Origin of the sequence: Aminobacter ciceronei (assembly GCF_014138625.1) — a bacterium.
In the GTDB taxonomy this organism is placed as follows: domain Bacteria; phylum Pseudomonadota; class Alphaproteobacteria; order Rhizobiales; family Rhizobiaceae; genus Aminobacter; species Aminobacter ciceronei.
Genome location: NZ_JACJHY010000021.1, coordinates 33,040 through 58,932, shown reverse-complemented (window position 1 = coordinate 58,932; position 25,893 = coordinate 33,040). Strand labels below are relative to the sequence as shown.

Below are 25,893 nucleotides of genomic sequence, written 5' to 3'. Positions count from 1 at the left end.
CCGCCGCACTGGCATCACTTCTTGCGGGCTTTCAGCCGACTGAGAATTCCACCGAGTGCGGACGCCTTCTTGGCCTTGGCCTCGGACCGGCCGGTGAGAACATGGGCGATCTCGTTGATCGTCTGGACGACCGCGTTCTTGGCATCCATCTCGCCCAGCATGCGTCCATTGTTGGCGGCATTGCCGAACAGCAGCGGGTCGAAAGGGATGACCGCCAACGGCGAGATGCCAAGCGGCTCGGCGAAATCCTTGGCGGTGATCTCAGGGCGTTTCGGCACCCCGGCCTGGTTGAGAATCAACCTGGGCGGCGGATCGTTGGGCCGCAGCCGCTTCAGCATATCGACCATGTTCTTGGTGTTGCGCAGATTGGCCAGCTCGGGCGTCGCCGTGATGACCACCTCATCGGCGCGAAGCAGTGTGTTCTTGCTCCAGCCGCTCCAGATATGGGGTACGTCGAGCACAAGCATCGGCGAGCTGCGCTGGGCCGTGTCGATGATCGATGTGAAGGCCTCGGCGTCGAAATCATAGACGCGCTCAAGCGTCGAGGGTGCTGCAAGCAGCGACAGATGCTCGGCGCACTGGGCCAGCAGGCGGTCGAGATAGACCTCGTCGACACGTTCCGGCGCAAACACCGCCTCGGCGATGCCCTGGGCCGGGTCCTGGTCGAAGTTGATGTTGGCGGTGCCAAAGGCCAGGTCGAGATCGGCGACGACCACCTCGGACTTGAACAGGCTCGACATCGCCCAGGCGATGTTGTGGGCAATGGTGGAGGAACCCACGCCGCCCTTGGCACCGACGAACGCAATCGAGCGTCCGATCGGCTCTGCGTCGGGGTCGACGAAGATCGAGGAGATGACGCTGACGACATCCGCGGTGGAGACAGGCGCCACGACATATTCCGAGATGCCCGAGCGGATCAGCTCGCGATAGAGCGCGACGTCGTTGTAATGGCCGATGACCACCACCTTGGAACTCGGGTCGCAATATTCCGACAGCCGATGCAACGCCTCAAGCAAGCTCTTGGGTTCGCTGCGCGACTCCAGGATGATCAGATTCGGGGTCGGTGCGCCGCTGTAGACCTCGATGGCGGTTTCGATACCGCCCATATGGACCTGGAGATGGGCCTTGGCCATCCGACGGTCCTCGCCGGCGCGGCCAATCGGCCCGGCGACGCTGTCTGTCTCGCAGAAGGCCTGGATCGAAATGCGCGGCACGGGCCTCAAGGTCTGCATGACGTCAAGATCATGCTGCGACAGCTCGGCCCCATCGGATGGGGAATCGTAGGCGAGATTGCTCATGTCTGACTGCCCCCAAATCCCATCAATAGAATGTTTCCGGATCCCAGGGAGCCGGCGGCTTTCGATACTGGTCGATCACCACGTTGCGGTTTTCGGCATCGATCTCGGATTGCTTGCGTGGCCCGAGCAGGTCTGCCGGGTTGGCGATCTGCGCCGCGAGATTGTTCTGATAGGAACAGCCGAAATTGGCGTGGAGTTTGTTCTCGGTCGTGTCGGCGATATCCGCCGGCCAGGTGCCGCAACGGCCCGTCTGCGCCCTCATCGCCGCGTAAACAACGCGGATGGGTGACGATGCTTCGGGGTACTCGCTCTGGTAGCGGGTGATGGCGATCCGGTTTCTGGGAACGCCGGCCTTCATCGCGACGTTCATCAAGCCACGGGCAGTCCTCGAAGCTGCAGCGTCGTTGGCCCCGCCCGCAGGGGTCATGATCGTCAGCGTCGGGGCCGCATTGCGATCATAATGCTGCAGGTATCCTTCGAAAGTAATCCTCTGCCCTCTGGTAATGCCGGTATCACCAGCACCCACCGGAATGTCGAGGGTCTGGTTCTTCTCGGCAATGACGATGGGATGATTGGTGCGGTAGTCGTCGGGGATCGAGCCGACGACGACGCTGTCACGATTGGCGCAGCCTGCCAGCAATGCCACCGCGGCAGCTGCAAGCAGTGAACCAAGGAAGCGCGCATTGACCGGTCTGTCGCGGTCGGCGGTACGTGTGAAGATTGCCTGAGACATGCCCCTATCCCCGCTCATTTGTAAATGAAGCCGACGACGCCGTGATAGCGGCCCATGGGCTTGTCGGTTTTCATGGTGCCGTAGACCCGGTTGACGCGGCCGAGGAAAATACCGGCGCCATCGCTGGCAACGCTGAAATTGTCGTCAGGCTTGGCGAGTTCATTGCGTGCAACCGGGCGCGCCAGATATGGGGTCACGATGATGACCAATTCGGATTCATTGCGGATAAAGTCGCGACTGCGAAACAACGTGCCAAGGATCGGCACTTTCGAAAGACCGGGCACCCCGCCCATGATCTGTTTGACGTCGTCGCGAACGAGACCGGCAATCATCATCGAGCCGCCAGACGGAAGTTCAACTGTCGTATCGGCAAGACGCTTGCGCAACGACGGCAGCATCGGATTGGAACCACTGGCGCCCGGTGATTCATTTGTCGGTTCGGAGACCGCCGTCCGAACCTTCAGGCTGATGCGCCCAGGCGAGAGCACGACAGGCTTGAACTCAAGGCTGATGCCATATTCCATCGTCTCGTAGCGGAGGCCGCCGGGGTCGGTGACGACGCCCTGGTCGTTCATCTTTGGCGCCGAAACCTCTCGCAACATGTTGTACTCGCCGCCAACGCGGAAAGTCGCCTGCTCGCCCGACACTGCCGTCAAGGTCGGCTCGGCAAGGGTTTTCAGGACACCTGCCTGATCCATGGCGTTGATCGAGGCTTCAAGGCCATTCTTGCCAATCAATGAGAAGTTTTTGCCCGATAACGGCGCGCCCAGACCGCCTGTCGCGGCGTTTGCTATGCCCCAACTAATGCCGTCTGCGCCGCCATTCGCCAGCATGTTGACGCCAAGCTGCTTCATGATGTTGCGGCTGACTTCGGCGACGGTGACCTTCAGCATCACCTGATCGTCGCCGACGATCTGGAGCAGGTTGACGATCTTGCTCTTCTGGCGCGTCTGGTCGGGGTTATCGATATCGACGCCGCCGTTCTGGGATCCGCCGGAGGCAGTCTGCGAATACTGACCAGTCGTCGCCTCACCGCCTGTCACGAAGATCGTCGCCAGGTCGACGGCGCGCTTGGCATCGAGCGGGGTGTCGACGGTGCCGGTCAGCACGACGTTGTCGTTCAGCAGTTCGACCTTGATGTCGGCGCTGGGGATGAAGCGCTTGATGTAATCCTCGAGGCCGGCAACGTCGCGCTCGACAGAGAGATCGAGGCTGACGATCTGCTCGCCATTGGGGCCAAAAACGAAGATGTTGGTTTCACCGACCGCCTTGCCGAACAGGTAGATGCGCCGCGCCGTACGGGTGACGGCGTCCGCAACGGCCGGGTTGGCGACGAGGATGTCATAGGCGTCGCTCGGCAGGTCGATGACAACCGATTTGTTGAGACCTAGCTTGACGCGCTGGCTGTTGGTCGTGTTCGAGCCGATCTTGGCCTGGGCTGCGGAAGCCGGGGCGAGATTGGCAACAAGGGAGCCGCCGGCCAGGATGCCAAGGGCTGTGGCAGCGGTCGCCAGAAGTCTGATGCAGGACCTCATTTCCGTGCTCCCGATTCAGAAATCTCGCCAGATTTGATGAGCCGCACCGTTCCGCGCTTGCCTGAGCCGGAAACCAGATAATCGGCCTCGGCGAGGTTCTTCTGCTGGGTGTCGGCAACCGAACGCAGCGCCAGTGTCAGTCGGTCAGCCATCTGCTGCGCCACGGTGATGATTTCGGCCTGCTGCGGCGTAAGCTCGAGCGTGGCGGTTTCGCCAACCTTGACCTTCTTGCCTTCCTCATCCTCCTGGATGGCCTGATCGATGGCCAGGACGCGGATGTTACTGAGAATGGTTTCGGTGGTGAAGCCGCCGCCGGATTTCGATGCGTCGGTGCGGCGCGTCATGATGACGTCGACATAGTCGTTGGGCAGGATGAAACCACCAGCCGAAGTGTCGGCGGAGATCGTGGTGGCGACAGCGCGCATGCCGGACGGCAGGACCGCCGACATGAAGCTCTGGCCTTCGCCGATCAGCTTGGACTTGCGCAGCGGCTCGCCACTGTACATGGCAAGTCGCGCCACTGAGGCTTTGAACTTGTCGAGCGCTTCGGGCTCGGCATCCCGGGTAATGAAATTGGGATTGACGCCGTCACTGGGCCAGGGCTGCCAGCCGATGTTGTTTTCGACGGTGCCACCCATGGGCACGTCGGCGGTCAGCACCAGAACATCCGTAAGGGCAATCTGTGGCTGTTGTGGGCCGGACTCGACAATGACCTCGGCCGGCGGCGGTGCCGACATGTTCTTGGCGACAAAACCGGCGCCGCCTGCGGCAGCGACCGCTACGCCCAGTATCATCAGTCGCGATGCAGCCATTTGTCCGAAACCTCGCCCTGGCACCCCATCAAGCCAAGCCGGACTTTGCATAGGCAATCGTCAACTTATGGTTAATGCAGTCCTTACAAGCGTGATTAATTGTTTCTTACGCGTGGTGTCTGCAGGGCTATTGTGACGCCAGACGCTCCACTGCCCAGACCGCCAGCGGCGAGGCCGGGTAGGTGACGAGCCCGCCGAGCCCAAGGGCAATGCCATAGGGCACGCCGCCTGCGTCTTCGGAGAAGTTCTTGAGGAACATGTTCTGGCTGACGACGCGAGACAGCAACGAACTCCGGAAAGCCAGGATCGAGAGCGTCAGGACACCACCAAGGATCGTCGAGGTGAGCAGATACTCCATCAGGGGCATACCTAGCCCCATCCAGACGCCGGTGGCAGCGATCAGCTTTGCGTCGCCGCCGCCCATGCCGCCAAAGGCAAACAAAGCAAATGTAACCGTCAGCAGCAAGGCACCGGCGGCAAGATGCAAACCGATATCCGCCCACGCCATTCCAGTTAGCGGTGCAACAACGAGGAACACACCGAGCAGCAGCAGCGGCACACGATTGGCGATCGTCATCGACAAGGTGTCGGAGACGGCTGAAAAGACCATGCAGAAGGGAAATACGACAAAAATCAACGCTTCAAGCATGGCTACATCTCCGCCATTCACACCACATGGGTCGAAGCTAACGAAGCGGCATTAAGCTTCGATGAACCGGCGGCGGGATCCATCGATTGCCGCCCGAAAGCAAAAAGGCTGCTCAACGCGAGCAGCCTTCCGTGAACCTTACCGACTGAAGCGCCGGAGAGGCTTTGCGCCCATATTACGGGGCGGGCGTCAGCGCCGTTGCGATGGCGTCGAAGCGTGCATCCAGCTGCGTGCCGACGCTGCCGGCGGCAACGATGATGGCAAGCGCGATAAGCGTGGCGATCAGACCGTATTCGATGGCGGTCGCGCCGGATTCGTCCTTCACAAAACGTGCGATGAGGTTCGACATGATAAGCTCCTTGCTCCGTGTTACAGCACTTCCGCCAACATTTCTTTGTCGTCGATCGGATGACTGCAACCTAGCGGGGAGCTCTTTCGATCGACTTAAGAAACAGCCTTACCGAATCCTTTCGTGGCGGCTTGGCTCCATTTGGTTAACTGCGAACTAAGCGCAGCCCAACAATTGTCAGGGATGGCCCCTGCCTCGGGAAGGCGTTCTTCGGCGCCGGCAACGTGACATGAAGACTGTTCGAAAGGGATGCCGCCTCGCCCTATGGTTGTCACCATGCAACGCTTAACCGTTGGTTCACCAAAGTCGTTCATCTTCCATTGAACAGTGGACCGACACCGACAGCCGCCGAGGGGGCGACGACATGGCCAAGCCAAACCTTTATGTCCTGGGAACCTGCGCCTGGCTGGCATCTCTCGCGGCCGCAACATACGCATATGCCGGCGCGGGCATTGAAGTGACGATGAACCAGGCCAAGATCGTGCGGCTCACGCGCCCGGCCGATACCATTGTGGTCGGCAATTCGGCGATCGCCGATGCTGCCATACAGGACGCCTCGACCATCGTGCTCACCGGCAAGGGTTTCGGAGTCACCAACCTCGTGGTGCTCGATGCCGACGGCAGCCCGATCGTCGACGAGCAGGTGACGGTTATCCGCCATGACGCCTCATCCGTCCGCATCTACCGGCGTTCGGAGATCCAGACGCTGTCCTGCACGCCCTATTGCGAGAGCTCCTACAAGAGCGATGCCGAGCGGATGTCCGAGAGCGAGATGAACGCCAGCCAGTAGGTGTCGATGCGTGACACTGCGCCGCGTGGTTAGCCGCGGGTAAACCGGATTCGCACAATTTTCCCGGTCATTCAAACCGGACCTCAACAGCTTTCCCTTATACGTCGACGCGAACCACGGAACGCGGTCGGGACATGAGCGCAGCAGCGGTTGCAGAAGGCATTGATGTGAACGGATCCAAGCCAAGCCACCTCATCAGGTTCATGCGGAACCGGAGCGGCAGTACAGCGATCGAATTCGCCGTGCTGGCGATCCCGTTCTCGCTGCTGGTCTTTGCCATCCTGGAAAGCTGCATTGCGTTTGCCGGGCAACAGGTGCTCGCCAATGCCGCCGACGAAGTTGCACGGCAGTTGCGCACGGGCCAGGAAAAGGCGGCAGGTTTCACCGAGGACAAACTGAAGAACAAGATTTGCGAGAAGCTTGCAGTCCTGGTCTCGAAGGACTGCAAGGCCCAGCTTATCGTCGATCTGCGCAGCTATCCGACCTTTGCCGAAGCGGCAAAGGTCAAGCTCAAACTGACCAGCGACAGGGATGTCGACACGACAGGCTTTGCCGTCACACCAGGCCCTTCGATGTCCAAGAACATGCTGCAGGTCATCTACAAGTGGCCTGTCATCACAGATTTCATGCGGGCATCGATGTCGAACCTCAAGGACGGCAAGACCCTGCAATACGCGACCGTCACCTGGCAGAACGAACCGTTTAACGACTGAGTGAACCGATCGGCCACGAGAGCCGCGGACCTGGGAAAAGGGGCAACATGTCTTTCTGCGCGGGAGCACGATCCTTGCTGGAGCAATGGCGGTGTCGCGCTCGCGCGCTGGTCGGTGACAGGCGCGGTATTGCCGCCGTCGAATTCGCCATCATCGCGCCGCTGCTGTTGTCGCTCTACTTCGTGACCATGGAGGTTTCGCAAGGGATCGAGACCAACAAGAAGGTCAGCCGCGTCGGCTCGATGGTCGCCGACCTCGTCACCCAGCAGCAGACCACCACCACGGCCGAGATCGATGCGATCATGAAGATCGGTGAATCGATCCTGCAGCCCTACAATCGCAGTGTCGGCAAGATCGTGATCACCGCGATCGAGATAACCGATGAACCGACACCTGTCGTAAAGGTGGCCTGGTCACGCAAACTCGTGAACGGCACTGCCTCGATGGACGCCCCCAAAGACGCTCCGGCAACGGTGCCGACGGCACTCAAGATCAGAGGAACCTTCCTCATCCGCGTCGAAAGCAACCTCGACTACCTGCCCGTCATCGTCTGGACACCCACAAGCAAACAGACGCTTGGCCTGGGCGCGGCTTTCGCCAGTATCCCGATGTCGGAAACCTACTATCTGCGCCCCCGCATGAGCGCATCGGTTCCCTGCACGAACTGCTGAACCGGCACAGCCCTGTGCCGCGAAGCTGTCAGCTGTCGCCGGATAATTGCCAACGTCCGCGACTGATCCTATGTCTGGCGGACCGGCAATTGAGAGCCCCTTGTAGATGGCGCGTGCATTCCTGTTTGTTCTGGATTCCTTCGGCATTGGCGGGGCGGCCGACGCCGCGCACTTCGGCGACGTCGGTTCCGACACGTTCGGGCACATTGCGAGCGCCTGCGCCGAGGGCCGCGGCGACCGCGTCGGTTTGCGCAGCGGCCCGCTAGAGGTGCCGAATATGGCATCGCTCGGGCTTGGCCTCGCCGCCAGGCGGGCGACAGGGTTCGAATTCGCCGCCGGCACGCCGCTACGTGCCGGCGCCTTTTTCGGTGCGGCACAGGAAGTTTCGAGCGGCAAGGACACACCTTCCGGCCACTGGGAAATCGCCGCCCTGCCCGTCACTTTCGACTGGGGTTATTTTCCGCAGACTGTTCCGGCCTTCCCCGCCTCGCTGACCGAAGCGATATCCAGGGAAGGCAAGGTTCCGGGCATTCTGGGCGACTGCCACGCCGGCGGCGTCGAGATCATCGAACGGTTCGGCGAAGAGCATGTCAGAACAGGCAAGCCGATCTGCTACACCTCGGTGGATTCGGTGCTGCAGATCGCAGCACATGAAACGCATTTCGGGTTGGAGCGGCTCTACGAGCTATGCCAGGTCGTCCGCCGCCTCGTCGACCCGCTGAAGATCGGCAGGGTCATCGCCCGACCCTTCCTGGGCGAGAGCAAGGCAACGTTCCAGCGCACGCCCAACCGCCGCGACTATGCCACCCCGCCCCCTGAGGACACGTTGCTCGACCGCCTCACCGCACGCGGCAGCAAGGTGATCGGCATCGGCAAGATCGGCGACATCTTCGCGCATCGCGGTATCAGCGAAATCCGCAAGGGCGTCGGCAACATGGCGATGTTCGACAAAGCGCTCGGTGCCATGGACGACGCCCGGGACGGCGACCTGGTGTTCGCCAACTTCGTCGACTTCGACACGGAGTTCGGCCATCGCCGCGACGTGCCGGGTTATGCCGCAGCCCTCGAGGCCTTCGACAGGCGCCTGCCCGAGGCTTTTGCGCGGATGAAGCCGGGCGACCTGCTCATCCTCACCGCCGACCATGGCAACGACCCGACCTGGCCAGGCACCGACCACACGCGCGAGCGCATCCCGGTGATCGGTATCGCTGCGGGCGGTTCCGGCGGGGACATCGGGCTGAGGCTTACCTTCGCCGACATCGGCGAAACGGTGGCGGCCCATCTCGGCCTGGCGCCCGGCCGCCATGGCAACTCCTTCCTGGAGACGGTCGCCAGCCATGCCTGAATTGCCCGAAGTCGAAACCGTGCGGCGCGGACTGCAGCCGGTGCTGGAAGGCGCGCGCATCGAGCGCGTCGAGACCCGCCGCCCCAATCTGCGCTACCCCTTCCCCGACAGGTTCGGCGAACGCCTGGAAGGCCGCAAGATCACCTCGCTCGGACGGCGCGCCAAATATCTGATCGCCGATGTCGAGGATGCGCCGCTGCTGATCTGCCATCTCGGCATGTCCGGCTCGTTCCGCGTCGAAACCGACGAGGGCTCTGCCGCCCCAGGCAATTTCCACCACGAGCGCTCGAAGTCCGAGGCTCACGACCATGTCGTCTTCCACGTCGCGGATCCAAAGGGGGTTTCGGCGCGAGTCGTCTTCAACGACCCCAGGCGGTTCGGCTTCATGCTGTTTGCCGAGCGCAACGGCACCGAGCATCCGATGCTGCAGGGACTTGGCGTCGAGCCGACGGGCAATACGCTTGACGGTGAACTGCTCGCCCATCTGTTCGAAGGCAAGAAGACTCCACTGAAGGCGGCCCTGCTCGACCAGCGGCTGATTGCCGGACTGGGCAACATCTATGTCTCCGAGGCACTTTGGCGCGCCGGGCTGTCGCCGACGCGGGCCGCAGGCACAATCGCCGACAATGGCAAGGTGGCGAAGGAGCGGGCTACGCTTCTGGCGACATCGGTGCGGGAAGTCATTGCCGATGCGATCGCCGCCGGCGGGTCCTCGCTGCGCGACTATGTCCATACCGACGGCTCGCTCGGCTACTTCCAGCACTCCTTCTCCGTCTATGACCGCGAGGGCGAACCTTGTGCGCACAGCGGCTGTGCGGGCCACATCGAGCGCATCGTGCAGAGCGGGCGCTCAACCTTCTATTGCCGCCAGTGCCAGCGCTGAGTTAGAGCAAAGCCTCATTGGTGACGCTGCGAGAGAGGGAGAGCCGCAAGATGGCCTATGAAACGATCATCGTCGAAACACGCGGCAAGGTCGGGCTGATCACGCTCAACCGCCCGAAGGCGCTCAACGCGCTCAATTCTCTTGTCCTGGCCGAGCTCCTCGCCGCCACCGGCACTTTTGAAGCCGACCAGGGCATCGGTGCCATCGTCATCACCGGCTCGGAAAAGGCCTTCGCGGCCGGCGCCGACATCAAGGAGATGCAGGGCAAGACCTATGTCGACGCCTATATGGAAGACTTCTTCTCCGGCTGGGAGGCCTTTGCAGCCAACCGCAAGCCGATGATTGCAGCTGTCGCCGGCTACGCCCTGGGCGGCGGCTGCGAACTCGCCATGATGTGCGACTTCATCATCGCCGCCGACTCGGCCAAGTTCGGCCAGCCCGAGATCACGCTCGGCGTCATGCCCGGCATGGGCGGCTCGCAGCGCCTGACCCGTTTCGTCGGCAAGTCGAAGGCGATGGACATGTGCCTGACCGGCCGGATGATGGATGCGGCCGAAGCCGAGCGCTCCGGACTCGTTTCGCGAGTCGTGCCCGCGGCCGATCTGATGGAAGAGGCGATGAAGGCGGCGGCAAAGATCGCCGACTTCTCGCTTCCGGCTGTCATGATGTGCAAGGAAGCGGTCAATCGTTCTTATGAAGCAACGCTGTCCGAAGGCCTGCGCTTCGAGCGCCGCGTGTTCCATTCGATGTTTTCACTCGACGACCAGAAGGAAGGCATGGCGGCCTTTGCCGAGAAAAGGACTGCGAATTTCCGCAACCGCTGACCTGAATCGCGTTGACGTTGGCGGCAAGCTGAACTATAAGCCGCACCAACTGAGGCGCCCCCAGGGACGCCCGATTTATTTTTGCGCTCTACGGATACCCGCGGGCGCCCACCTAGAGACCAAAGAGAGGCACCATGGCCAATACCTCCTCGGCCAAGAAGGCAACGCGTAAGATCGCCCGCCGCGCAGCGGTCAACAAGAACCGCCGCTCGCGCGTCCGGACTTATGTCCGCCAGGTCGAAGAGGCACTGGCCTCGGGCGACAAGGCAAAGGCGGAAGCCGCCTTCAACGCCGCCCAGCCGGAACTGATGCGCGCCGCCACCAAGGGCGTGCTGCACAAGAACACCGCCTCGCGCAAGGTTTCGCGCCTGGCACAGCGGCTCAAGGCGCTTTCCGCCTAAGCCCTGCAAGCAATTGGATTTCTGATCAACCCGGCCTAACCAGCCGGGTTTTTCTTTTGCCGGATGGGGGCCGAAAAACCCATCCGAAGGGCCGTCCAAGCAGGGTCTGCAGGGGGTCGAAATTTTGCCGGCATATGCGGCTATTCTGATAACTACAACTGTTAGAAGTAGCCCTACAACCAGACTCGGGCTGGCAGAAATTACCTATCAATTTCAAAGACTTGCGAATGGTCATCCACAGCTTGTTCAAGCTGCCCGCAGGGCTCGGGGGACAAGTTGGTGTCAAGCGGATTCTTTTAAAAATATTTCGGCCGGCGTGCGGTTTTTTTCGATCCCCGGAAAAGGGTTTGAATCACAACGGCTTTGTCCCTTTGAGGGGTACCGGCAAGCTTTGAATCCGGAGCCGAGGTAAGCAGATTCATTAAAAACGGGTTAGACTCGGCCTTGCCTCGTCCACAGCGATTTTTGTAAGGTCTTTTTATCGAAGGGACGGGCAGCAAGCCCTCTGCAAAGCCACAAAATCGGCGGCGTTCTCGGCGTGGATGGAATCCGCGTCCGGGGGAGGTATGCCCACTTCGAAGTATACTTGGGGCGTGTGGGGATACACGGCATGGTGACTTTGCATCGCACCGGCGATTTCGCCGGGTGGCTACGCATTTGCCTGGTGCTGCCGCCCCCGCGGCACTGGCCTTCCGAAAGCGCTGCATGGCGCTAGGCGAAGGTGACTGGGGCTCCGCCGGAAACGGCAAGCATCCCGAATGAACATACACCGATGGAGACGCGAGCGGCGCGTCCCCATTCGGCAACGAGGACCGAAGGTTAGGGATTGCAAACAATGCAAAGCGGCATCGAAAGGGAAGCAAATGCGGGCTTTCTTTTTACCGGCGAACTGATCGAGGGCAATGAAGTGGCAGCAACCAGCGCCGCAGAGAAGAATTTTGACCGGGTCAAGACGCAGCTCCAGGTACGCCTGGGCAGCGAGGTCTTCTCAAGCTGGTTCGGCCGCATGAAGCTTGCGGAGACCTCGAAGGGCATCGTGCGCCTCTCGGTGCCGACGGCTTTCCTGCGCTCCTGGATCAACAGCCATTATCTCGATCTCATTTCCGAACTCTGGCGCCAGGAAGAGCCTGGGCTGCTGAAGCTCGAGATCATCATCCGCACGGCAACCCGCACGGCGCGCCCCGGCGTGGAAGCCGACACGGCTGCACTGCGCAAGCCGGTGCGCCAGGCGCAGACCGCCCTTGCCACCAGCACCGTGGCTGCAGGGCGCGCTGCCGAGCGCCCTGCCCCGGTGCGCAACGGCACCGCCGACCAGGAATTCAAGCAGAGCGTGCTCGGCTCGCCGCTCGACCCGCGCTACACCTTCCAGTCCTTCGTCGAAGGCCCGTCCAACCGGGTGGCCCTTGCAGCGGCGCGTGCTGTGGCGGAATCGAACTCGCGCTTCAACCCGCTGTTCCTCCACGCCACCGTCGGTCTCGGCAAGACGCACCTGTTGCAGGCAATCGCCGCAGAATCGCTGCGCCAGAACCCGAAGTCGCGTGTCGTCTACCTGACGGCCGAATACTTCATGTGGCGCTTTGCGACCGCGATCCGCGACAACAACGCGCTGACGCTCAAGGAACAGTTGCGCGACATCGACCTGCTCATCATCGACGACATGCAGTTCCTGCAGGGCAAGTCGATCCAGCACGAGTTCTGCCATCTCATCAACATGCTGCTCGATTCGGCCAAGCAGGTGGTGGTTGCGGCCGACCGGCCGCCGGCGGAACTGGAATCGCTCGAGCCGCGCGTGCGTTCGCGCCTCAATGGCGGCGTGGCGCTCGAAATGTCGGCACCGGACTTCGGCATGCGCCTTGGCATGCTCAAGCTGCGCTTCGCCGGCGCCAAGCACGAAGACCCCAACCTTGCCATGGACGAGGAGATCCTCACCCATGTCGCCCGCACCGTGACCGGCTCGGGCCGTGAGCTGGAAGGCGCCTTCAACCAGCTGATCTTCCGCCAGTCGTTCGAGCCGCAGCTGTCGATCGAGCGCATCGACGAGATTCTCGGCCACATCTACCGCTCCGGCGAGCCGAAGCGCGTGCGCATCGAAGACATCCAGCGCATCGTGGCGCGGCACTACAACGTGTCGAAGACCGAGCTTCTGTCGAACCGCCGCACCCGCACCATCGTCAAGCCGCGCCAGATCGCGATGTATCTGTCGAAGGTGATGACGCCGCGTTCGCTGCCCGAGATCGGCCGGCGTTTCGGTGGTCGCGACCACACCACGGTGCTGCATGCCGTGCGCAAGATCGAGGATCTGTCGGGCGGCGACAACACGCTCGCCCAGGAGCTCGAACTGTTGAGGCGGCTGATCAACGACCAGGCCTGACGGGCTGCAAACGCAGGCGACGGATTGACGCCTGCGACTTATCCCCAGAACGCCCGCGCCACGGCCGCCAAGTCGTCGCGCGGGCTTGCCTTTCCGCCGTTTTTCCTGTCAGACTCAGGTGAATTCCGATCGTGTTGCGGGCTTTCCCGGGCGCATTCGAGCCCGCGAGCCCGCACCTTCAAACAAGCGAGCCTGTTTCGTCATGCGTGTTATCCTGGAACGCTCCAACCTGTTGAAGTCCCTGAACCACGTGCACCGCGTGGTCGAGCGCCGGAACACCATTCCGATCCTGTCCAACGTGCTGCTGCAGGCCAATGGCGCGAGCCTCGAACTGAAGGCGACCGACCTCGATCTCGAGATCTCGGAAGCAACACCGGCCTCCGTCGAACAGGGCGGCGCGACCACGGTTCCCGCGCACCTGCTCTACGACATCGTGCGCAAGCTGCCTGACGGCGCCGAAGTGATGCTGAAGACCGACGAGGACGGCAACGCCATGTCGGTGGTGTCTGGCCGCTCCAGCTTCCGCCTCCAGTGCCTGCCGCAGTCGGATTTCCCCGAGCTTTCCGCCGGCACTTTCTCCCACATCTTCCGGCTCGACGCCAACGCGCTCAAGGGCCTGATCGACAAGACCCAGTTCGCCATCTCGACCGAAGAGACGCGTTATTATCTCAACGGCATCTACCTGCACACGCATGAGAGCGGCGGCAAGCTGATGCTGCGCGCGGTCGCCACCGACGGCCACCGCCTGGCGCGCGCCGAGGTCGAGGCGCCGGCCGGCTCCGAGGGCATGCCGGGCATCATCATTCCGCGCAAGACCGTTTCCGAGCTGCAGAAGCTGATCGACGATCCGGACGTCGCCGTCACCACCGAGATTTCCGACACCAAGATGCGCCTGACCATCGGCGGCGTGATCCTGACCTCGAAGCTGATCGACGGAACCTTCCCCGACTATCAGCGCGTCATTCCGAGCGGCAACGACAAGAAGCTGATCATCGACCGCCAGAGCTTTGCTGCTGCCGTCGACCGTGTCTCGACGATCTCGTCCGAGCGTGGCCGCGCGGTGAAGCTGTCGATCGCCGACGGGTTGGTGACGCTGGCCGTCAACAATCCCGATTCGGGCAGCGCCGTCGAAGAGCTGGCCGCCGACTATTCCTCGGACCCGATCGAGATCGGCTTCAACGCCAAGTACCTGCTCGACGTTGCCGCCCAGCTCAAGGGCAGCGAAGCCCGCTTCATGCTGGCCGATGCCGGGTCGCCCACGCTCATCCACGACACAGCCGACGAGAACGCTCTCTACGTGCTGATGCCGATGCGCGTGTAGCGCCCACACGCCCGTGTTGGAGCCAGATACGGGGGAGACGCGGAAGCGCATCCCCTCGACGCATATCGGTAAGCTTCAGCTTACCGACTTCCGCAATTACAGCTCGCTCTCGCTCGACCTCAGGCCGGGCGCGGTGGTGTTCACCGGCGAGAATGGTGCCGGCAAGACCAACCTTCTCGAAGCCATCTCCTTCCTGACGCCGGGACGCGGCCTGCGCCGTGCGCCCTATCCCGACGTCGCCCGCGAAGGCAGCGCGGGTGCCTTTGCCGTGCATGCGGCGATCGAGGGGCCGTTCGGAGATGCCGAGCTGGGCACGGGCACGACGCCGGACGCTGTAGGCGAGGCCGGGCGCCGCGTGCGCATCAATGGTGCCGCCGCCAAGGCCGACGACATGCTGGAATGGCTACGCGTGGTGTGGTTGACGCCGTCGATGGACGCGCTGTTCACCGGGCCGGCCGGCGACCGTCGCCGTTTTCTCGACCGGCTGGTGCTGGCGATCGACCCGGCGCATGGCCAGCGCGCGCTCGACTATGAAAAGGCGATGCGCGGCCGCAATCGCCTGCTGTCCGAAGACCGGCGCGACAACGCCTGGTTCGATGCGATCGAGATCCAGATGGCCGAGACGGGTGCCGCGATCGCCGCCGCGCGCGTCGAGATGGTGCGACTTCTGACGGCGATGATCGGGCGAATGCCGGAAACCGGCCCTTTCCCGCAAGCCGAGCTGAGTTTGGCCGGTACGCTCGAACAGAGCATCGGCGACATGCCGGCGGTGGAGCTGGAGGAGCGTTTCCGCCAGGCCCTGGCCGGCGGGCGCGAGCGCGACCGCGCGGCGGGACGCACGCTCGAAGGCCCGCACCGCTCCGATCTCGTCGTGCGCCACAAGCCGAAATCCATGCCGGCGGAGCTGTGCTCGACCGGCGAACAGAAGGCCTTGCTGGTCGGCATCGTCATTTCGCATGCCCGCCTCACCGGCGAGATGGCGGGTGCTGCTCCCATCCTGCTGCTAGACGAGATCGCCGCCCATCTCGATGCCGGACGGCGCGCGGCACTGTTCGAAATCCTCGAAGAGCTCAATTGCCAGGCCTTCATGACCGGCACCGAGCCCAGCCTGTTTTCAAGCCTCGCCGGCCGGGCGCAGTTCCTGACCGTCGACCATGGCAGCGTCAGCGAAACGCCGTTGCCCGATAGTCTGGACCGATAGTTCGCGCGGCTATCCGACTGACAAGCACAAGCCGTGGCGATATGGTAGCGCCATGAACCAGCCAGCCCCGCTCTCCCCTGAAGAACTCGAACGCTACGCTAGGCATATCGTGCTGCCGGAGATCGGCGGGCCGGGCCAGCAGAAGTTGAAGCGCGCACGCGTGCTGGTGATTGGTGCCGGCGGGCTCGGCGCCCCGGTGCTCGAATATCTCGCAGCGGCCGGCGTCGGCACGCTTGGAATCGTCGACGACGACCATGTCTCGTTGTCCAACCTGCAGCGCCAGGTCATCCACGCCACTGATTCAGTCGGCATCTCCAAGGCTGACAGTGCCGCCGCAACCATTGCCCGCATCAACCCGCATGTGACGGTCCAATTGCACAAGCTCAGGCTGACCTCGGCGAACGCTGCCGAGCTGATCGCCGGTTACGACATGGTCATCGACGGCTCCGACAACTTCGAGACGCGTTATGCCGTGGCCGATGCCGCAGCCGAGGTGAGGCGGCCGCTGGTACATGCCGCTGTGGGACGCTTCGACGGTTCGATCACCGTTTTGAAGCCGTTCGAGACGAACGCCGAAGGCCGCAAGAACCCGACCTATCGCGACCTCTTTCCCGAGCCGCCGCCGGCGGGGCTGGTGCCGTCCTGTGCCGAGGCCGGCGTGCTCGGCGCGCTGACCGGCGTGATCGGCACGCTGCAGGCAATGGAGGCGATCAAGCTTATTACCGGCATCGGCGAGCCGCTTGTCGGCCGGCTTTTGCTCTACGATGCGCTCGGTGCACGTTTCGACACCGTGCGCTACAAAGCCTCCTGAACCATGGCAGGCAAAGCTGACATCGCGCGGCTGACGCAGGCTTTCGACCGCTGGGACGAGTTGCTCGGCCTGATCATGCGCGCCTTCGCCTATATGGACGGCGTCATCGACCCGCCGTCCTCGGCGCATCGGCTGACTGCAGCCAGTCTGCGCGACAAGGCCGGGGATGAGGTCGGCTTCATCGCCACCCTGGACGGACGGCTTGTCGGCTGCATCTTCGCCGCCGAGCGGGACGATGTCATCTATGTCGGCAAGCTTGCCGTCGACGACAGCGCTCGCGGCCTTGGCATCGGCCGGGCGCTGATGCTGGCGGCCGAGCGCCATGCCGCAGAGCGGGGCAAGCCGGTGCTCGAGCTGCAAACGCGAATCGAGATCGCTGCCAACCACGCTACCTTTGCCAAAATGGGCTTCGTCGAGTTCGAGCGTACCGCGCATGACGGCTTCGACCGCCCGACCTCGATCACCTTTCGAAAGACGCTTCGGTGAGTCTCGCTCTCACCGCCGACGAACGGAGAATCGCCGGCGGGGCCGATGGCGCTGCCATGGCGATGCGCATCGTCGCCGAAAGTGCGTCCCTTCTCGGCGCGCCCAGGCTGATCCCAATCGCCTCGGCGCATATAGACGGTGCGCTCTATCACGGCGATTCGGGCACGCTGTTCGCCGAACGGCTGGTCGAAGGCGGCGCCCAAGTGGCTGTGCGCTCGACGCTCAATGTCGGCGCGCTCGATCTCATGGGCTGCTCGCGCGTGCGCCTCGAAGAGCCGCAACGGTCGATGGCGCGTCGGATGATGGAGGCCTACCGCAAGCTCGGCTGCGAGCAGAGCTGGACCTGCGCGCCCTACCAGGCCGGCCACCGCCCTGCCTTCGGCAGCGACGTCGCCTGGGGCGAATCGAACGCTGTCGTCTTCTGCAACTCGGTGCTTGGCGCCCGCACCAACCGCTATGGCGACTTCCTCGACATCGCCTGCGCGATCTCGGGCCGCGCGCCCGACTATGGCCTGCACCTCAAGGAGAACCGCCGCGCGACGCTGGTTTTCGATGTTTCCGCCCTGCCCCCCGAATTCCTCGCCTCTGAAATCGCCTGGCCGGTGCTCGGCAGCCTTTATGGCCGCGAGGCCGGCAATGCCGTCGGCGTGGTGACGGGGATACCACGAAACCCCGGCGAGGACGCGCTCAAGGCCTTTGGTGCTGCGGCCGCATCGTCTGGTGCGGTCGGCCTGTTCCATATTGACGGCGTCACCCCGGAAGCGCCCGATGCCGAAACGGCGCTGGGCGGCATCACAGCCGAGATCACGATCCTGGTAACGGCCGCCATGGTCGCCTCCGCCCAGGCCAGGCTTTCGACAGCCGGCAACACCGAGCGCATCGACGCCGTCGCCATCGGCAGCCCCCATCTGTCGCTTGACGAGTTCGGCGCGCTGCAACGGCTGATGGCTGGTCGGCGGCTTGCCGTACCGATCCATGCCTGCACCGGCCGACATGTGCTGGCCGAGCTCGACCGCAACGGCCAGCGCAAGGCGCTGGAAGCGCTCGGCGTGGTCATCGTCACTGATACCTGCGTGGTGGTGACGCCGATCCTGCCTGACAGTGCCGGCGGCGTGCTGATGACCAATTCGGGAAAGTTCGCCCATTATGCACCCGGAAACACCGGCTACGCCGTGCTCTATGGCTCGCTCGCCGACTGCGTCGAAAGTGCCGTCACCGGGCGGCCGGTGTTTGCGAGGCTCGGCTCGTGAGCGCACGCGGCAACATCCTCGTCGCAGGCAAGCCGGGTCAAGGCCCGGCACTGGTGCTGTCGGCGCCGATCAGCTTCTGGGGCGGCGTCGATCCAAAATCCGGGCGCATCGCCGACGTACGCCATCCCGAATGCGGTCAGAGCATGTCGGGCAAGGTGTTGTTTTTGCCTGGCACTATCGGCTCTTCGTCGGCATCAGCCGTACTGATGGAACTTGTCCATGCCGGTCATGCGCCGGCGGCACTGGTGCTGCACGAGCCCGACGCCATCCTCCTGCTCGGGCTGATCGTGGCGCGAGAGATGGGTTGGGAGACACCGGTGGCGGTGAGGCTGCCGCGGGAGATGTTCGCCGCGTTCGAGGGAAGGCAGCTGCAGGTTGGTGCTGATGGGGCGATCAGCGTTTCCAACTGAAGCGGGCGGCTGGGCCGTGCGTCCTTCGAGGCCGCCGCCAGCCCATAGCCCCAACCATGCAAGGTGGATGAGGGCTCGCACCTCTGGATGGGGCAGTCGGAGCACTCCGCACCAAGTTCTGGACCATCGAGGCGGCAAGCTGAAAAGCGACGACCTTCCTCATCCAGAGGTGCGAGCCCAAGAGGCGAGCCTCGAGGGACGCAGCGAAAATCGCGTCCGCTCAGGTCCTCAGCGGCAGCACCCGGTCCGGCGGGCGGTGGCCGTCGACGTGAGCGCGGATGTTGATGATGACCTTTTCGCCCATGTCGATGCGGCCCTCGATGGTGGCCGAGCCCATATGCGGCATCAGCACCACCTTGCCGCGGGCGGCAAGCTTGAGCAGCTTGTGGTTGACCGCCGGCTCATGCTCGAAGACGTCGAGGGCGGCCCCCGCAAGCTTGCCGTCCTGCAGCATCTTGACCAGTGCGTCCTCGTCGATGATGTCGCCACGGGCGATGTTGACGAGATAGGCGTGCGGCTGCATCAGCGCCAACCTGCGGGCCGACAGCAGATGGAAGGTCGCCGGCGTCGACGGGCAGTTGATCGAGATGATGTCCATGCGGGCGAGCATCTGGTCGAGGCTTTCCCAATAGGTCGCCTCCAACTCGTCTTCGACCGACTGCAGCACACGGTGGCGGTTGTGGTAATGGATCGACAGACCGAAGGCTTTGGCGCGGCGGGCAACCGCGGTGCCGATGCGCCCCATGCCGACGATGCCGAGGCGCTTGCCGCCGATGCGGCGGCCGAGCATCCAGGTCGGCGACCAGCCGGCCCATTTCTTGTCGCCGGTGAGAACACTGGCGCCCTCGGTCAGGCGGCGTGGAACGGCGAGCATCAGCGCCATCGCCATGTCGGCGGTGTCTTCGGTCAGGACGTTCGGCGTGTTGGTGACGGTGATGCCGCGCTTGGCGGCGGCGGTGACGTCGATCTTGTCGACGCCATTGCCGAAATTGGCGATCAGCTTGAGGTTGGGGCCGGCCTGCTCGATCAGGGCGGCGTCGATGGTGTCGGTCACAGTCGGTACCAGCACGTCGGCTTCCTTGACCGCCGCCACCAGCTCCGGCTGGCTCATCGGCCGGTCGTCGACATTCAGCCGCGCGTCGAAGAGTTCGCGCATCCGCGTCTCGACCTGGTCGGGCAGCTTGCGCGTAATGACGACGAGAGGCTTTTTTCGACCGGCCATTCTATCCTCGACGAAGATCTCGTTGAGACCTCTTTAACCAAGACCGGCGAAACTGCAATCCGATCCATGAGTGGTAATCTGTGTAACAAGCAGTGCCGCCGAAGACAAAGAAAAAGGGTGTCCGCCTAAAGGGCACCAAGTTCAAACAGAGGTTACGGAAGTGTCTGGTTTCGCGTCGCTCCGTCTGGCCGTCAGCGCTGCCCTGATCGGCCTTGCTTTCGTTTCGCCCGATAGCGGTTTCGTCGGCCCGGCCACGGCCGCCCCGAATGGGACGATCGGCCCCAGCGGCCTGCCGTTGCCGCGATTCGTCAGTCTCAAGTCGGGCAAGGTCAATTCGCGCATCGGTCCCGGCGTCAACTATCCGGTCGACTGGCTCTATATGAAGCCGGGCCTGCCGATGGAAATCATCCAGGAATATGACAACTGGCGCCGCGTGCGCGATTCCGAAGGTGCAGAGGGCTGGATCAACCAGTCGCTGCTGTCTGGTCACCGCACCGCGATGACGGCCCCCTGGCAGCGTGGCAAGCCGGCGCAGCTCAACCTGCTCGCCAAGCCCGAGAACGGCGCGCGCACTGTCGCCATCATCGACCCCGGCGTCGTCGGCTCGATCAAGCAGTGCAACGGCACATGGTGCGAGATGTCGTTTGCCGGCACCAGCGGCTGGCTCAACCAGTCGCAGGTCTGGGGCGCCTACCCGGGCGAAAGCATCGAGAACTGATCGTCGACGCCCGGCTGTCTCCGGGCGCGCGGCGAACGCGGCTGAGCGATCAATCGAAAAGAGCGGCTGCAGGCTCCCGGTCAGGCCGGGCGCTTGGGCCTCAGCCTGACCACGATATCGACATTGGCGATTTCCATGCCTTCCGGAGGTTCCGGCAGGTTGGACACACAAACCGAATTCGACTCGATGTCGAAGATGCGGTTCTCGCCCTCGATGTAGAAGTGGTGATGGTCAGAGGTGTTGGTGTCGAAATAGGTCTTCGACCCCTCGACGGCCAGGATGCGCAGAAGGCCTGATTCCGTGAACTGGTGCAGCGCGTTGTAGACGGTCGCAAGCGACACCGGCACACCGGCCGACAAGGCTTCTTCATGCAGTTCCTCGGCGGAAAGGTGCCGGTCGCCCTTGGCAAACAGCAGTTCAGCCAAAGCGATACGCTGACGCGTGGGCCTCAGCCCCGCGTCGCGGACACGCATTTCCACAGCAATGCTTGCCTTGTGGGAATCCACTCGTCGCCTCGTCGAAGTTTTGCCTTCGCCCCATATCAAGCCCGCAAGCGCGCAAAATCTGATCGGCAGCCGGCAAGCTATGGTTGACATATATTCTGTAGCTCAAATGCGATCAATAGCGCGCATTGACCCAGGCGGATGGGCGCGTTAATCGCAAACGCCGGTTTCCGGCTTGAGACAGTCTGTGCTAGTGAGAGCACACAAGAAGGGCGTGGCACCGCCCAAAACGATGACGGGAAGGTGTTCATGGCCGAACAGAAATCCAGCTACGGCTACGAGGAGCTGCTGGCTTGCGCCCGCGGTGAGCTGTTTGGACCCGGCAATGCCCAATTGCCTGCTCCGCCGATGCTGATGTTCGATCGCATCACCGAGATCAGCGAGACCGGCGGCGAGTTCGACAAGGGCTTTGCCCGCGCCGAGTTCGACATCAAGCCGGACCTTTGGTTCTTCCCTTGCCACTTCATCGGCAACCCGATCATGCCGGGCTGCCTCGGCCTCGACGCCATGTGGCAGCTGACCGGCTTCTACCTCGGCTGGCTCGGCGAGCAGGGCAAGGGCATGGCCCTTTCCACCGGTGAGGTGAAGTTCAAGGGCATGGTGACGCCTTCGGTCAAGAAGGTTGAATACGGCATCGATTTCAAGCGCGTGATGCGCGGCCGCCTGGTCCTGGGCATCGCTGACGGCTGGTTGAAAGCCGATGGCGAGACCATATACAAGGCCACCGACCTCAAGGTCGGGCTCTCGAAGCAGGAAGCCGCGGCCTGAGGCCGCCGGACATTCTGAAAGGAAAATCTGAATGAGACGCGTCGTCGTAACGGGCCTTGGTATCGTATCGTCCATCGGCAACAATGCCGACGAGGTCACGGCATCGCTGCGGGACGCCAAGTCCGGCATCAGCTTCTCCAACGATTTCGCCGAACACGGCTTCAAGTGCCAGGTCTGGGGCGCGCCCAATCTCGACACGACCGAGCTGGTCGACCGTCGCGCCGCCCGCTTCCTGTCGCAGGGCGGCATGTGGAACCATGTCGCCATGAAGCAGGCGATCGCCGACAGCGGCCTCGAAGAGAGCGTCGTCTCCGGCAACCCGCGCACCGGTATCATCATGGGCTCGGGCGGTCCGTCGACGCGCACCATCGTCGAAGCGTCGGAAATCACGCTCAAGAACAATTCCCCCAAGCGCATCGGACCGTTCGCGGTGCCGAAGGCGATGTCGTCGACCGCTTCGGCGACGCTCGCCACCTGGTTCAAGATCCACGGCGTCAACTATTCGATCTCGTCGGCCTGCTCGACCTCGGCGCATTGCATCGGCAATGCTGCGGAGATGATCCAGTGGGGCAAGCAGGACGTCATGTTCGCCGGCGGCCACGAGGACCTCGACTGGACCATGTCGAACCTGTTCGACGCCATGGGCGCGATGTCGTCCAAATACAATGACCGCGCCTCGGTCGCTTCACGCGCTTATGACCTCAACCGAGACGGCTTCGTCATCGCCGGTGGTGCCGGCGTGCTGGTGCTCGAAGAGCTCGAACATGCCAAGGCGCGCGGCGCCCAGATCTATTGCGAACTGGTCGGCTACGGTGCGACCTCTGACGGCTACGACATGGTCGCGCCGTCGGGCGAAGGCGCGATGCGCTGCATGCGCCAGGCGCTGTCGACGGTGAAGGGTGAGGTCGACTACATCAACACCCACGGCACCTCGACGCCAGTGGGCGATTCGAAGGAAATGGGCGCCATCCGCGAAGTCTTCGCCGGCAAGCTGCCGAACATCACCTCGACCAAGTCGCTGACCGGTCACTCGCTGGGTGCAGCCGGCGTGCAGGAATCGATCTATTCGATCCTGATGATGCAGGGCGGCTTCATCGGGGAAAGCGCGCATATCGAAGAGCTGGACCCGGAATTCGAAGGCATGCCGATCGTGCGCAAGCGCATCGACGACGCCAAGATCGACACCGTGCTGTCCAACTCCTTCGGTTTCGGCGGCACCAACGCCACGCTCGTTTTCCAGCGCCTCTCGGCATAGGGACACCGACATGGACGGATTGATGAAGGGCAAGCGCGGGCTCATCATGGGCGTCGCGAACGACCATTCGATTGCCTGGGGCATCGCACAGAAGCTTGCCGAGCATGGCGCCGAACTCGCCTTTACCTATCAGGGCGAAGCTTTCGGCCGCCGGGTCAAGCCGCTGGCAGAAAAGGTCGGCGCCGAGATCCTGGTGCCGTGTGACGTCGAGGACAGCGCTTCGGTGGCTGCCGCCTTCGAGACGCTCAGGGAAAAGTGGGGCGGCATCGACTTCCTGGTGCACGCCATCGGCTTCTCCGACAAGAACGAGCTCAAGGGCCTTTACGCCGACACCACGCGCGAGAACTTCGTGCGCACCATGGTGATCTCGTGCTTCTCCTTCACCGAGGTCGCCAAGCACGCGGCGGCGCTGATGAACGACGGCGGCTCGATGATCACCCTGACCTATGCCGGCTCTGTCCGCGTCATGCCGAACTACAACGTCATGGGCGTCGCCAAGGCTGGCCTCGAGGCCAGCGTCCGTTACCTCGCCAACGACTACGGCCCGCGCGGCATCCGGGTCAACGGCATCTCGGCCGGACCGGTGCGCACGCTTGCGGGTGCCGGCATCGCCGATGCGCGCCACATGTTCACCTATCAGCAGCGCAACTCGCCGCTGCGCCGCACGGTCAGCCTCGAAGAGGTCGGCGGCTCGGCGCTGTACCTGTTGTCCGACCTGTCGTCGGGCGTGACAGGCGAGATCCACTACGTCGATTCGGGCTACCACATCGTCTCGATGCCGACGCTGGACGAGCTCAAGCAGATGGATGGCGGGCGCGACTAGCGCCCTCCCCTCGAAAATCGGCGTCGATTTTCGAGCATGGTCGAGCTCGACTTCAGGATATGCGGCGCCATTCTCGCATCCGGACGGGGCGCGTGGCGCGGAAACAAAAACGCCTGCTGGTAAAATTGTAGACAATCGTCAAAATCGATCTTAACGAGCGAATCGGTAGAAATGCCGCGCAAGTTAGGAAAATCAGCATGCCTGCCGCCAGGAATCCCCGTCGAAGCTCCACGTTTCGGCTCATTACCATCGCCGCTTCCGGCATGGGCAGCTTTGTGCTGGGCCTGTGGGTCCTGAGGCTTGGCCTTGGTAACAATGTCGGCGACATGTCGGGCGACGCGATCAGCGCTGTTATCGCAGCCCTTTGCGCGCTTGCCGCCTCGATCGCCGCAATGTCGTTCTTCGCCGGCGTCGACGAATCGGCTGATTTCGTCTTCAACGAAACGCATTTCGACAAGCTGACCGGGCTTCTGGCGCGGCCCGCGATGGTCGGCAAGATCGCCGAGGCAGCGTCGTCCACGGCCCGTACCGGCAAGCCGATGTTCCTTATCGACATCGATATCGACCGCTTCAAGCAGATCAACGACGCCATCGGCTACAGCAATGGCGACGCGCTGATCCGCGCTTTTACCGCGAGGCTCAAGGCGGCTTTGCCGCGCGACATGGTCATCGGTCGTATCGGCGCCGGCGAGTTTGCCATCCTCTATCCCGACCAGATGCTGCGCTGTTCGCTCGACACGCTGATCGGGCGCCTGATCCACGACCTGATGCGGCCGTACCAGCTGCCGTCGCACCAGCAGTCGGTCAACGTCTCCGTCGGCGTCGTGGCCATGCCCAAGGACGGCTACGACCCGGTCGTACTCCTGCGCCGCTCGAACCTTGCGCTGCAGAATGCGCGCGCCAGCGGCATCGGCGACTGGGCCGTGTTCCAGCCCGAAATGGGCCGGGTAGCCGACCACCGCCGGTGGATCGAATCGGAGCTGCACGGCGCCTTCGAACGGGGCGATTTCGACCTGCACTACCAGCCGCAGCTCGACCTGACGTCGGGCCGCGTCGTCGGCTATGAGGCGCTGATCCGCTGGCGCCACCCCGAGCGTGGCATGATCCCGCCGGTCGAGTTCATCTCGGTCGCCGAGGAGACCGGCATGATCGCGCCGATCGGCGAATGGGTGCTGCGCAAGGCCTGCACCGACGCCCGCCTGCTGCCGGAGGATTGCTTCGTTGCCGTCAACATTTCGCCGGTGCAGTTCATGACCCGCGATTTCGTCGGCATCGTCGAGCGCATCATCAAGGACACCGGCATCGAGCCGAAGCGGCTTGAACTCGAACTGACCGAATCGGCGATGATGCAGGACCGCGATCGCGCGGCGTCCATCCTGAAGCAGCTGACCGCCATGGGCATCTCGGTGGCAGTCGACGATTTCGGCACCGGCTACTCGAACCTCGCCTATCTGATCGACTTCTCGTTCCACAAGCTGAAGATCGACCGTTCTTTCGTCAGCCGCATGGAGACCGACAGCAATTCGGGCGCCGTGGTGTCGACGATCGTCGGCCTGTCCAGGGCACTCGGCGTGCGCACCATTGCCGAGGGCGTGGAGACGGAGACACAGGCGACCCTGCTGAGGGCTGCCGGCTGCCAGGAGGTCCAGGGCTATTTCTACGGGCGGCCCGCGCCGCTCAGCCTCGGCGACCCGGCACTGACCCAGGGCACCGAAGGCATCGCCCATCTGCACTGACCCCCCGTCAGCGCG

The 25,893-nt window shown here is 63.1% G+C and carries 27 protein-coding genes; 19 read left to right on the top strand and 8 right to left on the bottom strand.

The window, feature by feature from the left end:
• Positions 1-14 precede the first annotated feature (14 nt).
• The 6 genes from HNQ95_RS20655 to HNQ95_RS20630 all read right to left on the bottom strand — a co-directional run bounded on the left by HNQ95_RS20655 (position 15) and on the right by HNQ95_RS20630 (position 5,376).
• Positions 15-1,298: a CpaE/TadZ family protein gene (locus tag HNQ95_RS20655; RefSeq protein WP_154385932.1), complete on the bottom strand. Its 1,284-nt coding sequence runs from the start codon at positions 1,296-1,298 to the stop codon at positions 15-17.
• A 22-nt stretch (positions 1,299-1,320) separates the two neighbouring features.
• Positions 1,321-2,031, bottom strand: a complete 711-nt coding sequence (locus HNQ95_RS20650) for a CpaD family pilus assembly protein (RefSeq protein ID WP_246340910.1) — start codon at positions 2,029-2,031, stop codon at positions 1,321-1,323.
• A gap of 14 nt (positions 2,032-2,045) precedes the next feature.
• Positions 2,046-3,566 carry a type II and III secretion system protein family protein gene (locus HNQ95_RS20645; protein ID WP_067965729.1) on the bottom strand — a complete coding sequence of 507 codons (1,521 nt, stop codon included), beginning with the start codon at positions 3,564-3,566 and terminating at the stop codon, positions 2,046-2,048.
• Positions 3,563-4,378: a Flp pilus assembly protein CpaB gene (gene cpaB / locus HNQ95_RS20640; protein ID WP_067965731.1), complete on the bottom strand. Its 816-nt coding sequence runs from the start codon at positions 4,376-4,378 to the stop codon at positions 3,563-3,565. The genes HNQ95_RS20645 and cpaB overlap by 4 nt, the downstream gene beginning before the upstream one ends.
• 127 nt (positions 4,379-4,505) lie before the next feature.
• Positions 4,506-5,027: an A24 family peptidase gene (locus tag HNQ95_RS20635; protein ID WP_067965732.1), complete on the bottom strand. Its 522-nt coding sequence runs from the start codon at positions 5,025-5,027 to the stop codon at positions 4,506-4,508.
• 175 nt (positions 5,028-5,202) lie between these two features.
• Positions 5,203-5,376, bottom strand: coding sequence for a Flp family type IVb pilin (locus tag HNQ95_RS20630; protein WP_083948712.1), 174 nt, complete (start codon positions 5,374-5,376; stop codon positions 5,203-5,205).
• 364 nt (positions 5,377-5,740) lie between these two features.
• On the opposite strand from HNQ95_RS20630, the gene HNQ95_RS20625 reads away from it, so the two are divergent.
• From HNQ95_RS20625 to HNQ95_RS20560, 14 genes are all read left to right on the top strand, one after another.
• Positions 5,741-6,166: a pilus assembly protein N-terminal domain-containing protein gene (locus HNQ95_RS20625; protein ID WP_067965734.1), complete on the top strand. Its 426-nt coding sequence runs from the start codon at positions 5,741-5,743 to the stop codon at positions 6,164-6,166.
• Between the two features lie 203 nt (positions 6,167-6,369).
• Entirely contained in the window at positions 6,370-6,879 is a 510-nt protein-coding gene (locus HNQ95_RS20620; protein ID WP_246340914.1) for a TadE/TadG family type IV pilus assembly protein, read from the top strand.
• Between the two features lie 74 nt (positions 6,880-6,953).
• A complete protein-coding gene (locus HNQ95_RS20615; protein WP_246340911.1) occupies positions 6,954-7,550 on the top strand; it encodes a TadE/TadG family type IV pilus assembly protein in 597 nt (198 codons plus the stop codon).
• A 106-nt stretch (positions 7,551-7,656) separates the two neighbouring features.
• Positions 7,657-8,895, top strand: coding sequence for a phosphopentomutase (locus HNQ95_RS20610; protein WP_067965739.1), 1,239 nt, complete (start codon positions 7,657-7,659; stop codon positions 8,893-8,895).
• On the top strand, positions 8,888-9,778 hold the full coding sequence (gene mutM, locus HNQ95_RS20605) for a bifunctional DNA-formamidopyrimidine glycosylase/DNA-(apurinic or apyrimidinic site) lyase (RefSeq protein WP_154385933.1): 891 nt from the start codon (positions 8,888-8,890) through the stop codon (positions 9,776-9,778). Before HNQ95_RS20610 ends, mutM begins: the two co-directional genes overlap by 8 nt.
• Before the next feature lie 50 nt (positions 9,779-9,828).
• Positions 9,829-10,602 (top strand): enoyl-CoA hydratase, encoded by a 774-nt coding sequence (locus HNQ95_RS20600; RefSeq protein ID WP_154385934.1) that lies wholly within the window; start codon positions 9,829-9,831, stop codon positions 10,600-10,602.
• A gap of 134 nt (positions 10,603-10,736) precedes the next feature.
• Positions 10,737-11,003 carry a 30S ribosomal protein S20 gene (rpsT, locus tag HNQ95_RS20595; protein WP_067965745.1) on the top strand — a complete coding sequence of 89 codons (267 nt, stop codon included), beginning with the start codon at positions 10,737-10,739 and terminating at the stop codon, positions 11,001-11,003.
• An 835-nt stretch (positions 11,004-11,838) separates the two neighbouring features.
• A complete protein-coding gene (dnaA, locus tag HNQ95_RS20590; protein WP_067954401.1) occupies positions 11,839-13,374 on the top strand; it encodes a chromosomal replication initiator protein DnaA in 1,536 nt (511 codons plus the stop codon).
• A 202-nt stretch (positions 13,375-13,576) separates the two neighbouring features.
• Complete coding sequence (dnaN, locus tag HNQ95_RS20585) at positions 13,577-14,695, top strand: DNA polymerase III subunit beta (RefSeq protein ID WP_067954407.1); 1,119 nt, start codon at positions 13,577-13,579, stop codon at positions 14,693-14,695.
• A 49-nt stretch (positions 14,696-14,744) separates the two neighbouring features.
• On the top strand, positions 14,745-15,896 hold the full coding sequence (gene recF / locus HNQ95_RS20580) for a DNA replication/repair protein RecF (RefSeq protein WP_182575145.1): 1,152 nt from the start codon (positions 14,745-14,747) through the stop codon (positions 15,894-15,896).
• A gap of 52 nt (positions 15,897-15,948) precedes the next feature.
• A complete protein-coding gene (locus tag HNQ95_RS20575; protein ID WP_154385935.1) occupies positions 15,949-16,707 on the top strand; it encodes a molybdopterin-synthase adenylyltransferase MoeB in 759 nt (252 codons plus the stop codon).
• A 3-nt stretch (positions 16,708-16,710) separates the two neighbouring features.
• Positions 16,711-17,193, top strand: a complete 483-nt coding sequence (locus HNQ95_RS20570; RefSeq protein ID WP_154385936.1) for a GNAT family N-acetyltransferase — start codon at positions 16,711-16,713, stop codon at positions 17,191-17,193.
• The gene (locus HNQ95_RS20565) at positions 17,190-18,443 is read left to right on the top strand and encodes an aconitase X (protein WP_182575141.1); all 1,254 of its coding nucleotides are present in this window, start codon (positions 17,190-17,192) and stop codon (positions 18,441-18,443) included. Before HNQ95_RS20570 ends, HNQ95_RS20565 begins: the two co-directional genes overlap by 4 nt.
• A complete protein-coding gene (locus HNQ95_RS20560) occupies positions 18,440-18,853 on the top strand; it encodes an aconitase X swivel domain-containing protein (protein WP_067954414.1) in 414 nt (137 codons plus the stop codon). Before HNQ95_RS20565 ends, HNQ95_RS20560 begins: the two co-directional genes overlap by 4 nt.
• Positions 18,854-19,073: 220 nt before the next feature.
• Here the strand turns inward: HNQ95_RS20560 and HNQ95_RS20555 are convergent, their stop codons facing one another.
• Positions 19,074-20,075, bottom strand: a complete 1,002-nt coding sequence (locus tag HNQ95_RS20555) for a 2-hydroxyacid dehydrogenase (protein WP_067954416.1) — start codon at positions 20,073-20,075, stop codon at positions 19,074-19,076.
• Positions 20,076-20,235: 160 nt separating this feature from the next.
• On the opposite strand from HNQ95_RS20555, the gene HNQ95_RS20550 reads away from it, so the two are divergent.
• A complete protein-coding gene (locus tag HNQ95_RS20550; protein ID WP_182575142.1) occupies positions 20,236-20,793 on the top strand; it encodes an SH3 domain-containing protein in 558 nt (185 codons plus the stop codon).
• A gap of 80 nt (positions 20,794-20,873) precedes the next feature.
• On the opposite strand, the gene irrA is transcribed toward HNQ95_RS20550, so the two are convergent.
• Positions 20,874-21,272 carry an iron response transcriptional regulator IrrA gene (gene irrA, locus HNQ95_RS20545; protein WP_371746543.1) on the bottom strand — a complete coding sequence of 133 codons (399 nt, stop codon included), beginning with the start codon at positions 21,270-21,272 and terminating at the stop codon, positions 20,874-20,876.
• A 273-nt stretch (positions 21,273-21,545) separates the two neighbouring features.
• Between irrA and fabA the strand changes: the two genes are divergently transcribed.
• The 4 genes from fabA (at position 21,546) to HNQ95_RS20525 (ending at position 25,878) form a co-directional block, all read left to right on the top strand.
• Positions 21,546-22,064, top strand: a complete 519-nt coding sequence (gene fabA, locus HNQ95_RS20540) for a 3-hydroxyacyl-[acyl-carrier-protein] dehydratase FabA (protein WP_067954422.1) — start codon at positions 21,546-21,548, stop codon at positions 22,062-22,064.
• Positions 22,065-22,095: 31 nt separating this feature from the next.
• Positions 22,096-23,319 (top strand): beta-ketoacyl-ACP synthase I, encoded by a 1,224-nt coding sequence (gene fabB / locus HNQ95_RS20535; protein WP_154385938.1) that lies wholly within the window; start codon positions 22,096-22,098, stop codon positions 23,317-23,319.
• 10 nt (positions 23,320-23,329) lie between these two features.
• Complete coding sequence (gene fabI / locus HNQ95_RS20530) at positions 23,330-24,142, top strand: enoyl-ACP reductase FabI (protein WP_067954426.1); 813 nt, start codon at positions 23,330-23,332, stop codon at positions 24,140-24,142.
• A gap of 197 nt (positions 24,143-24,339) precedes the next feature.
• Positions 24,340-25,878, top strand: a complete 1,539-nt coding sequence (locus HNQ95_RS20525) for a putative bifunctional diguanylate cyclase/phosphodiesterase (protein ID WP_154385939.1) — start codon at positions 24,340-24,342, stop codon at positions 25,876-25,878.
• Positions 25,879-25,893 lie beyond the last annotated feature (15 nt).